Below are 11,631 nucleotides of genomic sequence, written 5' to 3'. Positions count from 1 at the left end.
TGTCAGCTCTCATGATCCTGAACTTCTTCTCGTCTCGGGGCTGGCAGTCCTGGGACGTCGAGCATCGGCCATTGATTCCCGAGGGGATGCCCGTGCTCATCGACGACGACCTGTGCTTCGAGGACGGCCCGGCTGTGCCGCGTCCGACGGCGGTGGTGAACCGGTGGTTGCGTGAGCTCCCGGCCAGCGGGGCGCCGGCGCCGAGCTCGTGGGAGAACTACGCGCGGGTGGTCAAGGAGTGGATGGAGTTCCTGGCCGAGCACGGGGTGGGGTTGTTCGACTCGCGGGTACGGCTGAAGGCCGCGTTGAGCCGGTACGCCGAGCACCGGGCGGCGGGCCCGCTGAAGGCTCGGTTCGCGGCGACGACATGGGGCCAGCACATGAGCATCCTGTCGCTGTTCTACCGGTGGGCGATGCACGAGGAGTACGCGACGGCCGAGCCGTTCACCTACCGCGCCGCGCGAGCCCTGTTCGCCGGGACCGGCCGGGAGGTGAGAGTGAACTTGGCGGTGCGCCGCACCCCCAAGCCGCACGTGACGATCAAGTACTTGGAGCCGGACTTCACCGAGCTGTTCCGCAAGGGGCTGCGCGGGCTCGCCCCGGACGGCTCGCAGGACACCGGTTTCCACGGGCGGGAGCTGACCCGCAACGCGGCGGTCGGGGATCACGCGCTGGCCACCGGGATGCGGCTGCAGGAGTTCACCTATCTGCTGCCCTGGGAGATCCCCGCGCTGCCGCCGAAGCCGACTGCGGTTCCCATCCCGTTCCCGGTGCCGGCCGGGATCACCAAGGGCAAGAAGTTCCGCACCACGTGGACCTCTTACGAGGCCCTGGCTGGGCTGCACGATTACGTCGAGCTGGACCGGGCCGCCACGACGGACAGCTCACTCTGGCGGCCGCCACGACGCTGGGGCGAACCGCTGATGGTGACCGAGCCGGACGCCCGGGGAGGACTGATCAACGGGGTCCGGCGGCCCTGGGGGTCTCTGACGCCGGCCGAGCGGCGTCGCCTGGTCGCACCGGAGGGCGGTTCATGCTTGCTGGCGGTGAAGAACGGCGGCGGCCCGTTCACCGCCTGGGCCACGGTCTTCGAGCGCACATCGGATCGGATACGGGCCCGCTTCGAGCCCCGTTTCCCGCACGTCTGGCCCCACCGATGCCGCCACACCTTCTCCATGAGGACCTTGGAATACCTGGTCACCGGCCACTACCGGCAGGCCGCGAAACTCGTACGGGACACCGATGCCGACGCCGCCCTGGTCTTCTACCTCAGCAAGGCGGACCCACTACTGGTGCTTCGTGATCTTCTAGGACATTCCACCGTCCTCACCACGGAAAAATATCTTCGGCGCTTGGACACGACCCGCATCTACCGAGAGGCATACGAGAGGGCCGGAGCCGCTGCCGGGCTGACCGAGGATGCGGCCTCCGAGCGAGAAGCCGCGGCCGAGTTCGACGATGACATGGCAGAGGCGATCTGATGCCCGCGACGGTACTTGCGGATCCTCCGGGCATCCAGTGCATGTTCAGCGACGGCTCCACGGCCGAATTCAGGCTGGAAGGGCTGCCCTGCCCGCAGTTGGTGAGCGATCTGCTGACCGGGCTGGTCGAACTGATCCACCCGCACGGCAGTCTCGACTCGGCGAACTCGGTCGACCTGTGCCTTCCCCCGATTCGCAACCTCGCCCAGGGGCTGGCCGCGAAGGGGTTCAGCCGCGGGGCCGCGGAACTGCGACGCGGCGTGCTGATCGAATACTGGATGGCGACCCGCAAGTTCCGCTGGGAAGCGTTCATCCGGCGGATGCTGAGGGGCTACGACACCGCTACGGGCCGCCTCGATCCCGGAGTGCGGGAGCTGTTGACCGGCCGCGCTTACACCCAGGGTCCGCCTCGGCAGGCCCTGCCCCCGTATTCGGAGTCGGAATGGGACCGCCTCACGACGGTCTGCACGACGATCGTCGGCGAGTCGTACGCCGCCCACCGGCAGGCGCTGACGGCCGAGGCCCGGGGAAGGACACCTACGGTTGAGGAGTGGACCAGCGACAATCTCGTCTGGTTGCTGGCCCGGCTGGGCCCCGTGGGGACGCCAGGCGTCGCCAAGCATCTGGGATGTTCCCTCAATACGGTGCAGAAACGGGGTGGGGTCCCGGCCGCGAGTGCGGCAGCGTTCCCGCACCTGACCGTGGTGGTCGCCTACCGACTGCTGTTCGGTATCTACTCCGGCATCGTGCCCGACGGCATCGACGACCTGGGCATTGAGGACGTCGACTGGGCCGGGGACTCCACAATCTTGCTCTCCTACATCAAGGGCCGCACCGCGGGCGAGAGCGCGAACCTGCCGAAGAGGGCAGTGCGGCTGCTGGAACAGTGGCTGGCCCACTCATCGCTGCTGCGAAGTCACGCCGATCCCGAGACAGCCCGTCAGATGTGGCTGGGCGTCGCCCGGCCGGGAACCGCAGGGATCTTCAGCGGCACGATCCACCGCAACACCGTCAAAGCCTGGACTCTTCAGCGCGGGCTGACCGGCGATGACGGCGAACCGCTGAAGATCCACCGGGGAAGAATCCGTACGACGCATCTGGCGATGCGCGACCGTCGGGCCTGGAGCGGACAGGGACGGGCAACCATCGACCCGAACCACAGTCCCCAGGTGGAGGGCGACCACTATCTGACCGCCGCGACGCCGTCCCAGCAGCGGGCGGTGGAGGCGCTCGTCGAGGATGCTCAGCACGACCTGCTGCGACGAGCCCATCCTCCGGCCGTGATCACAGATGAAGACGCTGCTGTCCTGGCTCGGGACTACCCCGGGCTGGTCAACGGCCTCCAGCTCGACGACAGCGTGGTCGGCGAACTGATCGGCGGGGAACGCGATGTGTTCACCGCGGCCTGCGCTGACCAGCTGTCCGGGCTGCACGGCCCCAAGGGCAAGCCGTGTCCGGCCCGGCCGTGGGTGTGTCTGCTCTGCCCACTGGCGGTGTTCGCACCTCGCCATGCCGCCAACCTCCTGCGGCTGAAGGCGTTCTTCTCCCGGCAGTGGCAGCAGATGCCCGCCGCCCAGTTCATGGCCGTGTTCGGCCCGTACTCCCAGCGGATCGGCCAGGTCCTGGACCGATTCGACCCGGCCGTGCTGGCGGATGCTGCCACGGCCGTCAGCGACCATGACGACGAGCTGCCGCTGCGGCCCGAGGAGGCGACACGATGACCATCCTGCACGCGTTCACCAACCTCACCTCGATCTCGGTGTTCGCCGGAGCCGATATCTGCCGCGAAGCCGGTCTCACCCTGCCCGACGCAGTGCGGCGGCCCGTCTTCGAGGACGATCTGTGGGATCTGGCTGAGGTCGTCGGCCTCCCGATCTCACTGGCACTTCGGCACCGGCGTTTCAACTTCGCCGTCATCGACAACCCTCGTTGGCAGCTGGTCGCGAAGGAGCTGGTCATGGCCCTCCTCGCCCCGCACCACGAGGCGGTGGCAACGCTTGCGCGGGCCTACAGGACCCCACTGCACGTCAGTACCAGTCACGGCCGGCTCGCCGAACTCATCCGCTTCATGAAGTGGCTCACCGCACGCGGTGTGACCAGCCTCGAAGATCTGAACAGCATCGACTGCGACGCCTACCTGGCCCATCGCCGCTATGAGCGGGACGAGAACGACGTCGTCGTCGGTGAGCGAAGCACGGGCACTCGCCAAATCGCTGCAATGATCGTGACCGACCTGCTCAGCTACCGGGACCTCTTCGCCGCCGACCGCGTCCCGGCGGACCTGCGGCTCTGGGGCGGAGCCACACCCTCGGCGATCGCCGAGAACAACAGCCGCGGCGCGCAGAACAAAACCCCGCCGGCCTCGGACGAGGTGCTCCAGCCGGTGCTGGCCGCAGCCCTGCACCTGGTGCACGTGATCGGCCCGCACGTCGTGGAACTCGCCGGCCAGGTCCGTCTCGCCGACCGGGACTGGTCGACCAAGACCGATGACCTCAAGTCGGCAACCCGGGTCCCGGTCACGGAGATCACCCGAGTGCTTGCCGACTACGAACAGGCTGGTGAGCCGCTGCCGTTGGTGCGCCCGCACCATATACAGGACAGGATCGACGCAGGTTGGGCAGCCGAAGACCCGCTGGCCCCGATCGCCTTCAGCGTCCTGGCCCGCCAGGCCGGGTTCCGGCAGTTCCATACCGCATGGCTACCGACCCTACGAGGGCCGGTCGAGGCGACGTTGAAAACTGTCGGCGCGGAACGGCCCTTCGCCAGAGCAGCCGCCCACGTTGAGAAGGCCGACGGCAACGGCACCCTTCCCTGGACGCTCCCGCTGCACCGGGAAGAAGCGACCACTCTGATCGGCGTCGTTCGGACCGCGGCGATCCTCACGCTGGCGGCGGTCACCGGGATGCGCGCGAGTGAGCTCATGGAATTGCAGGTCGGCTGCCGACGTCCGCCGGAAGAGTACGGGCCCGACCTGGTCCGCTACCGGCTGGCCGGCAAGCTCATCAAGGGCCAACCCCTCGGCGGAGTTCACGACGAATGGGTTGTGGTCCACGATGCCTACCAGGCGGCTGCTCTTGCCGAGCAACTTCACAACGACCCCGAAACCGGCACCCCTCTACTCGGCCGGTTTCACTTCCACTCCCGCTACCAGTGGTTCCGCGACTGGGTGAACGGCCCACACGGGCAGCGACTTGGGCTCGCCCCGATCCCCAACGAACGTCTGACGCTGAGGATGCTGCGCAGAAAGCTGGCGATCGAGATTGCCTACCGACCAGGCGGCCTCCTGGCAACCAAGATCTACCTACACCATGTGAGTACAGCAACTACCGAGGGTTACGCTTCGCGCCCCGGAGGAGCCCAAGCCGAGTTGTTGGCCGAGGTCAACGACCACGAACAGCAACGCAATCTGGAACTGATCCTGGCCGAGTTCCACAACTACCAGCAAGGCATCCTCCCGGCGGGCCCCGGCGCCCGCAGCCTCACTGAGTTCTTCGCCAGCATCGACGAGAAGCTCGAGTCCGCAGCAGCGGCGCCGAAGATTCAGCGCAGCGACCGCGACGTGCTCAACCTGCTGACCAAACGCGCCATGGTCCTCCACCTCGGGCCCGCGAACTACTGCTGGTTCACCGACCCGTCCCGGGCGCTCTGCCTCAAACTCGCGGGCACCCCAACCGCTGACCGTCCGCTGATTGGGATGTGTGACTCCGCCCGCTGCCCGCAGGCCACCCACCACCCCGGTCACCGCCCCGTCTGGGCCGAGCACGCCGACAGAACAAAGATCTTCATCGGCCAACTCGGAACAACCCGCAAGACCGAACGCACCCGACTCCAGGCCGACTACGACCGAGCCCTCCGCGTCGTCGCCGAGATCGACGCCGCCAGCACCATGGACGAGGAATCCGCATGAGAATCTCCGCAGCCCAGCGCACCGAGAACGAGAACCGCATCCGGGCCGCCATGGACCGGCTCCTCCGAGGCGAGATCCCGCCCGGCGGAAAGTGCGACATCAAGACCCTCGCCAACGAGGCTGCAGTCGACCGCACCGCGTTCTACGGCACCCGCCCCTACTCCCACCTCCGCACCGAGTTCGAACGGCGCCTCCAGGCACTCCAAGATGCCGGCGAGATCCCCGACCCTCGCGAGGCCCAAATCTCCCGGCTCAAGGCCGAGAACGCCAAGCTCCAGGAACGGCTCGCCAAGTCCGAGCAGACGATCGACGAGCTCACCGACTTCCGCGGCCAGGCCCTGGCCCGGCTCGCCGCCCAGCACGAGGAGATCGTCCGGCTTCGCGAGTCCGCCGCCGGGGCAAGCCGCGTGAGCCGCCTGCCCGCTCCGCGAAGCACGGTGATCGGCAGCTGCAGTTGAAGGGGAGGACCCCGAAGAAGTACGCGCCCCAAGAACACACGCGCTGAAGCAGTCACCCTCTTGAACTACGCGTCCGGCGAACGGTCCCGCCTCGGGGTGAACCTCATCCCACAGTGGTGACCATGTTGAATCGAGTAGCCGTCCTGTCCGACATCCATGGAGTCCTGCCTGCCCTGGAGGCTGTGCTCGCCGAACCAGACGTGAGCGCCGCCGATCGCATCGTGCTGACCGGTGACATCACCGCTGGCCCGCAGCCGACCGAGGTCCTCGACCTGCTGGTCAGTCTCGGCGACCGCATCGTCTGGATCAACGGTAACGCCGACCGTGAACTCCTCGAATACCGTCGCGGCCAACGCGACTCGATCCCCGATCCGATTGCTCCCTGGGCCGCCGAACAGCTACGTGAAGACCACCTCGACCTTCTCGGCCAGCTGCCCTCATCACTCTCTCTGCCAGTGCGCGGCCTGGGGAAGGTGCTGTTTTGCCATGCCACCCCTCGTGACGATGAAGAGGTCGTCTTGGTGGACTCACGCCTTGACCGCTGGCGAGAGGTGTTCAGCGAGCTCGACTCCGATGTCCGCACGGTGGTCTGTGGACATACACATATGCCGTTCGTCCGCCTCGCCCACGGCCGACTCGTGATCAATCCCGGCAGCATCGGCATGCCCTATGGGCGAGCGGGAGCCCACTGGGCGCTTCTGGGCCCCGGCGTCGAACTGCGATCGACCGGCTTCAACGTGGAGGCTGCCATCACCCAGGTCACGCGCGACTCCACTTACCCCGAAATCGCCGAGTGGGCCGACTACTTCCTTCATGCCCGGGCGACCGACGCAGACGCACTCGAAGCCTTCGCGCCACGGGACGGGCGCAGTGATGCACCGTGACATCGCCTCTTGAACCACCCACCAAAGGGTGTGATCTGCATCGCAATCATGGACGGGGAATGCAACACAGCCGACGGACTGCGTCACGAAAGGAGCGGCATCGACACGCCTGCTCAATCGCTACACGGGGTCATCCGCACACGGCCTCTGCGGACACAAGACGAACCCTCGCCTGGCACATCGCCCACCAGCCGTTCGGTGTGGTCGCGGGAGCCCGCCAGTACAAGCACGCGGCGATCACCATGTTCGAGGGGTACGCGGGAACCTCCGCCTCCGGCTTCGCCGACGAAGTCGCCGCCGAAGAGGCCGTCGCCAAACTCGACTACGTCGAGGACCTCTACCACGACTGGAACGAAGGCGGACGCTCCGCGGGCGGCGCCACCCAGCGGATCGAGGCCGAGTTCGACCGCATCCGCAGCGAACTCGGCGACCTGCCGGGCGCGGTGGCCAGCCCCGCACGGCTCAGGACGCTGCTGCAGCACCTGACGAAGACCCTGCACCCGGGTGTCCTCAACGACTGCTTCTACCAAGCCGAGACGGCCGTCTGCCGCAAGCGCGCCAAGCCTCTGGGGCGCCCCGTCCCCATGCTCGACATGTGCATGCGCTGCCCCAACTCACGTCGTACCGCCGTCCATATGCCCCGCCTGGAGCGAGCACGCGCCATGGCCCAGGCCGAACTCGGCGAAGCCACCGGTCTTCCGCAGCTCCAGCAGCTCGCCATCGCCGAGCACCTGGCCACGCTCACCCGCCTGATCGCCGAGATCGACCACGAGGACACCCGACGATGACCGACTCCACGGACGAGACCCTCCGAGCCGCCCGCACCGCCTTCGCGCGTCTGGCCCGGGAGAACCCCGGCCTGACCGACATCGACCACAAGATCATGCACGCCTTCGAGCAGCTCATGCTGGGGCGGCCCGAGATCACCGACGGCCGGACCTCGGCAGTGAACATCTGCGCCGAGGCCGGTGTCTCCCGGGCCTCGTACTACCGCTCACCGGTCTCGGCGGCGATCAAGGAAGTCCTCGGCGCCCCGCAGGCCAAGCGGCCCGAGGCCGACGAACTCAGGCAGGAGATCGCCCGGCTCAAGAAGACTGCGCAGGAGCTCCGCATCGAGAAGGCCGCCGAGATCCGGGAGCTGCGATCGACCGTCGCGGCGTACGCGAACCAGATCCAGATCCTCACGCTCAGGAACGCCGAGCTGGAAGCGGACGCCCACCGGCTGCGAGCCCAACTCGTCGAAGAAAAACACGGAGTGGTGAAGCAGCTCCGGAATTCCCCGACATCCGCCGGGTCACGGTCGGTTCAGTCGTGATTCATCAGACCGTCCCGGCCGTGCCTTGCTGCCGCTGGAGGTAGAGCCTCAAGGCATCGACACCGTCCTCCACGAAGCTCCATCGCTGCCTCGCCTCCAGGAACTCTTGAGGAGTGAGCCATTCATGCCAGGCGATCTCCGATGGGTCGACAACGACCTCTCCCTCGATCACCACTTCATGGAGCCCCAGCCAATAGGGACTGATAGCCCCCCGGCACAGGTACTTGAAGACGAACTGCGGTGAGGCGCTGACACCCAGCTCCTCGGCGAGCTCCCGCGCAGCCGCCTCCTCGTAGGACTCGCCGACGTCCACGGCCCCGCCCACGAGCCAGTTGTACTGGCCGGGGAACCGGGACACGTTCTGTGGCCGTCGATGCACGAGGATCCTGCCGTCGGGGCGGCGACAGACGGTCGTGGCAACGCGGTGTAGCCACCCACTCCGGATGGCCTCGCCACGCTCGACAACTCTCAGTATTCGATCCTGATCGTCGACCTGCTCCACCAGTTCACCCATGGCGCACACAGTTCCACACAGCTCTGACAGCGCCTGTATGCAGGCCTGCTGGACAGCCTGCCACTCAACCGCCGCACTGCTTGAGCATCGTGCTCTTGTCCGCCGCCGTAACGGAAAGCTCGTACTTCTCCGCTACCTGCGCGAAGCGAACCGCGTACGAGCAGCGGATCACCTTGCTGGGCGGCAGCCAGGACGCCGGCCCTGAGTCCTGCTTGGCGGAGTTCGCAGGGCCCGAGACCGGCCGAAGATTCAGCACGTCGTTGGCCAGGCGCTGCCGCTTCTGCTTGTCCCAGCGGGCTGCGCCCATCTGCCAGGCGTACGACAGCGGCACCACGTGGTCTATCTGTACCTCGGTGGCCTTCGTCTTCTTCCAGGCGATGTCCTTGCCCGTATACGGGTCGTGCAGCGTCATCGACACGACCACGCAGTCCGAACCGGTACGGAACTCGACTTCCCGGCCGTCGAGTTTCAGCAAGTCGTTCCGGGTATCGCAGCCATTCCGGGCCAGCGGCACACCGTCCACCGTGTCCATCCAGGCATAGCCGAACTCATCACGGGCGTACCCCGTCTTCGGTCCCCGCCCCTTGGTGGACAGCTTGGAGATCAGCTCACGCGCCGCCGTCTTGTCCTCCCCGGAGGAGATCGCGGCCAGCCCTGGCTTTGTTCCCTCCGGGTTCGCCAAGGGGCTGGTTCCCTGCCCGCCGGAAGCCCACGTGCCCTCGTCCGACGGACCGCTCTCGCCGGGCAGGCCGCCTCCCGTGCAGCCCACCAGGGCCACCCCGAGAGCCAGTACAGCACCGGCAGCACGCCCACGAGCAGCTCGGACCGTTCGTCCCGTCACATCACGCCCTCCGTCGGCCGTCAGGCGAGATATCGCCTCGGGTGAGACACCGCCCAGGCGCTTGGCCGCTCTGTCCCTGAGACACATCACCGTGAGACACCTAAACCGCCAACATAACATCGTTGGCCAGCTGCTCACGCTTGCTCTCGGGCCAGCGGGAAGCGCCCATCTGCCAGCTGTACGACAGCGGCACCACGTGATCGATCTGCACCTCGGTGGCCTGCCGCTTGCGCCACTCGATGGTCTTGCTGGTGTACGGATCGTGCAGCGTCATCGCCACGACGACACAGTCCGAACCGTCGCGATAGCGCAGATCCCGCCCATCACGGGCCAGGAGATCATTGCGCGTGTCACAGCCATTGCGCGCGAGCGGCACCCCCTCGGCGGTGTCCATCCAGGCGTAGCCGAACTCGCGCCGGGCGTAGCCGGTCCTGGGCCCCCGCCCCTTGGTGGACAGTTTGCCCAACAGCTCGCGCGCCTCGGCCCGGTCCCCGTCCGCCGTGACCGGAGCGAGCCCGGGCCTCGTCCCGTCAGGGTTGTCCAGCGGGCCGGCCGCCCGCCCGTCGGAGGCGGCCGGTCCCGGCCCCGACGGGGAACCGCCCCCGCCGATCGCCTCGCATCCCGTCACCGCGAGAACGGCGGCGAGCTCGGCGACGGGAAGGGCGATTCCGGGCTTACGTATCAAGGCGTTCCGTCCTGGGGCCAAGGGCCGGCTGGTGGCCGGGTGAACATGGGCGCTCACCACAATCTCACGGCCTCCCGAACTGCCCGGCCTCCGCGCCCCGGGAATAGCCGGAGTCGATCCGTGCTTGATCAGTTCGTGTGCACGTGACCGACTCCGTGCACACCGGTACACGACAGGGGTGGGGAACATGAACGTGAAGACTTCAGTAACTTCCTTACGGCGTACGGGAGTCGCAGTCCTGTCCGCAGCCGCACTGGCCGCACTGCCGGTCGTCGGCGGGGCAGGACCGACCGGCGGTTCAGCCGCTGCCGTGGCCGCCGAGCACAGCATCAAGTCCGGTCAGGAGAAGGGGGGCTGGCAGGGCGGCTGGGCCACGTCGCCGCAGCAGCCGACCGCCCCCTTCGAACCGAACTGGTCCCAGGAGGGCTTCTCCAACCACACCGTCCGCCAGGTGGTACGGGTCAGCAAGGGCGGCACCAAGGCCCGCATCGAACTGTCCAACCGCTACGGCAAGACGCCCCTGCGTATCACCGGGGCGACGGTGGCCCGTACGGACAAGGGCGCTTCGGTGCGGGCCGGTTCGGTCCGCCGGCTGTCCTTCGACAAGGCGCGTTCGCTGACGATCCCGGCCGGCGGGACGGCGTACAGCGACGGTGTGCCGTTCAAGGTCAAGGCCCTGGAGTCGGTGACCGTCACGCTGTATCTGGCGGCGAAGACCGGCCCCGCCACCTTCCACACGTTCTCCTCGGCCACCAGCTACCGCGCCGACGGCGACCACCGCTCGGACCGCGACGGCGCGGCGTTCAAGGAGACCAGCGACTCCTGGTACTACCTCACCGGCGTCGAGGTCGGCGGCGGGGAGAGGTCCGGGCGCCGCGACGGTGTGGTGGCCTTCGGGGACTCCATCACCGACGGCGTCGGCTCCAGCCCGAACACGGACAACCGCTACCCGGACGAACTCGCCGAGCGCTTCGCCGCCACCGGCAAGCCGCGCAGCGTCCTCAACCACGGCATCGGCGGCAACCAGGTCACCAACGACACGACCTGGGCCGGGGAGAAGGGCATCGCCCGCTTCAAGAAGGACGTGCTCAGCGAGCCGGGCGTCGGCACGGTCATCGTGCTGGAAGGCATCAACGACATCGGTGGCAGCGGCTGGCAGGGCGTGCCGGGCGGCCCCACGCCCGAGGTGTCGGCCGAGCAGCTCATCGAAGGCCACCGCACGGTGATCCGCCAGGCGCACGCCAAGGGCATCAAGGCGGTCGGCGCGACCCTGACGCCGATCAAGGGCTCGGGGTACTACACCGAGGTCAACGAGGCCAAGCGCGACGCGGTCAACCAGTGGATCCGTACGTCCGGTGAGTACGACGCGGTGGTCGACCTGGACCGCGCCCTGGCCGACCCCGCCGACCGGGACCGCATGCTCCCGGCGTACGACTCGGGCGACGCCCTGCACCCGAACGACGCCGGGTTCCGCGTGATGGCCGAGGCGCTCGACCTCGACACGCTCTGACGGAGCCGGCCCGTCCGCCGTGGCCGGCCGCGGCCG

The 11,631-nt window shown here is 67.8% G+C and carries 10 protein-coding genes and 1 pseudogene; 8 read left to right on the top strand and 3 right to left on the bottom strand.

Annotated features, from left to right (window positions below):
• Nucleotides 1-11: 11 nt before the first annotated feature.
• The 7 genes from J7E96_RS25485 to J7E96_RS25455 all read left to right on the top strand — a co-directional run bounded on the left by J7E96_RS25485 (nucleotide 12) and on the right by J7E96_RS25455 (nucleotide 8,045).
• The gene (locus J7E96_RS25485) at nucleotides 12-1,481 is read left to right on the top strand and encodes a site-specific integrase (protein ID WP_215134185.1); all 1,470 of its coding nucleotides are present in this window, start codon (nucleotides 12-14) and stop codon (nucleotides 1,479-1,481) included.
• Nucleotides 1,481-3,202, top strand: a complete 1,722-nt coding sequence (locus J7E96_RS25480) for a hypothetical protein (protein ID WP_215134183.1) — start codon at nucleotides 1,481-1,483, stop codon at nucleotides 3,200-3,202. The genes J7E96_RS25485 and J7E96_RS25480 overlap by 1 nt, the downstream gene beginning before the upstream one ends.
• On the top strand, nucleotides 3,199-5,388 hold the full coding sequence (locus J7E96_RS25475; RefSeq protein WP_215134181.1) for a site-specific integrase: 2,190 nt from the start codon (nucleotides 3,199-3,201) through the stop codon (nucleotides 5,386-5,388). Before J7E96_RS25480 ends, J7E96_RS25475 begins: the two co-directional genes overlap by 4 nt.
• The gene (locus tag J7E96_RS25470) at nucleotides 5,385-5,846 is read left to right on the top strand and encodes a hypothetical protein (protein ID WP_215134179.1); all 462 of its coding nucleotides are present in this window, start codon (nucleotides 5,385-5,387) and stop codon (nucleotides 5,844-5,846) included. Before J7E96_RS25475 ends, J7E96_RS25470 begins: the two co-directional genes overlap by 4 nt.
• A 122-nt stretch (nucleotides 5,847-5,968) precedes the next feature.
• Nucleotides 5,969-6,730 (top strand): metallophosphoesterase, encoded by a 762-nt coding sequence (locus J7E96_RS25465; RefSeq protein WP_215134177.1) that lies wholly within the window; start codon nucleotides 5,969-5,971, stop codon nucleotides 6,728-6,730.
• Between the two features lie 200 nt (nucleotides 6,731-6,930).
• Nucleotides 6,931-7,518: a hypothetical protein gene (locus J7E96_RS25460; RefSeq protein ID WP_215134175.1), complete on the top strand. Its 588-nt coding sequence runs from the start codon at nucleotides 6,931-6,933 to the stop codon at nucleotides 7,516-7,518.
• Nucleotides 7,515-8,045 (top strand): hypothetical protein, encoded by a 531-nt coding sequence (locus J7E96_RS25455; protein WP_215134173.1) that lies wholly within the window; start codon nucleotides 7,515-7,517, stop codon nucleotides 8,043-8,045. Before J7E96_RS25460 ends, J7E96_RS25455 begins: the two co-directional genes overlap by 4 nt.
• A 4-nt stretch (nucleotides 8,046-8,049) precedes the next feature.
• Here the strand turns inward: J7E96_RS25455 and J7E96_RS25450 are convergent, their stop codons facing one another.
• From J7E96_RS25450 to J7E96_RS25440, 3 genes and pseudogenes are all read right to left on the bottom strand, one after another.
• Entirely contained in the window at nucleotides 8,050-8,559 is a 510-nt protein-coding gene (locus tag J7E96_RS25450) for an NUDIX domain-containing protein (RefSeq protein WP_215134171.1), read from the bottom strand.
• Between the two features lie 64 nt (nucleotides 8,560-8,623).
• Entirely contained in the window at nucleotides 8,624-9,328 is a 705-nt protein-coding gene (locus J7E96_RS25445; RefSeq protein WP_374196719.1) for an HNH endonuclease family protein, read from the bottom strand.
• A 184-nt stretch (nucleotides 9,329-9,512) separates the two neighbouring features.
• Nucleotides 9,513-10,085 (bottom strand): annotated as a pseudogene (locus J7E96_RS25440) (HNH endonuclease family protein); the annotation flags it as partial.
• A 193-nt stretch (nucleotides 10,086-10,278) separates the two neighbouring features.
• On the opposite strand from J7E96_RS25440, the gene J7E96_RS25435 reads away from it, so the two are divergent.
• On the top strand, nucleotides 10,279-11,595 hold the full coding sequence (locus J7E96_RS25435) for an SGNH/GDSL hydrolase family protein (RefSeq protein WP_308296130.1): 1,317 nt from the start codon (nucleotides 10,279-10,281) through the stop codon (nucleotides 11,593-11,595).
• The last annotated feature ends 36 nt before the right edge of the window (nucleotides 11,596-11,631 follow it).

The sequence above is a fragment of the Streptomyces sp. ISL-96 genome, from assembly GCF_018614035.1.
Lineage (GTDB): Bacteria > Actinomycetota > Actinomycetes > Streptomycetales > Streptomycetaceae > Streptomyces.
Note: the sequence above shows the minus strand (reverse complement) of the source record. Positions and strands in the feature narration are given on the sequence as shown.

Excerpts from the sequence above, each read along its gene's own strand:
- J7E96_RS25485 (WP_215134185.1), top strand. The coding sequence starts at position 12 with ATGATCCTGAACTTCTTCTCGTCTCGGGGCTGGCAGTCCTGGGACGTC.
- J7E96_RS25480 (WP_215134183.1), top strand. The coding sequence starts at position 1,481 with ATGCCCGCGACGGTACTTGCGGATCCTCCGGGCATCCAGTGCATGTTC.
- J7E96_RS25475 (WP_215134181.1), top strand. The coding sequence starts at position 3,199 with ATGACCATCCTGCACGCGTTCACCAACCTCACCTCGATCTCGGTGTTC.
- J7E96_RS25470 (WP_215134179.1), top strand. The coding sequence starts at position 5,385 with ATGAGAATCTCCGCAGCCCAGCGCACCGAGAACGAGAACCGCATCCGG.
- J7E96_RS25465 (WP_215134177.1), top strand. The coding sequence starts at position 5,969 with ATGTTGAATCGAGTAGCCGTCCTGTCCGACATCCATGGAGTCCTGCCT.
- J7E96_RS25455 (WP_215134173.1), top strand. The coding sequence starts at position 7,515 with ATGACCGACTCCACGGACGAGACCCTCCGAGCCGCCCGCACCGCCTTC.
- J7E96_RS25450 (WP_215134171.1), bottom strand. The coding sequence starts at position 8,559 with ATGGGTGAACTGGTGGAGCAGGTCGACGATCAGGATCGAATACTGAGA.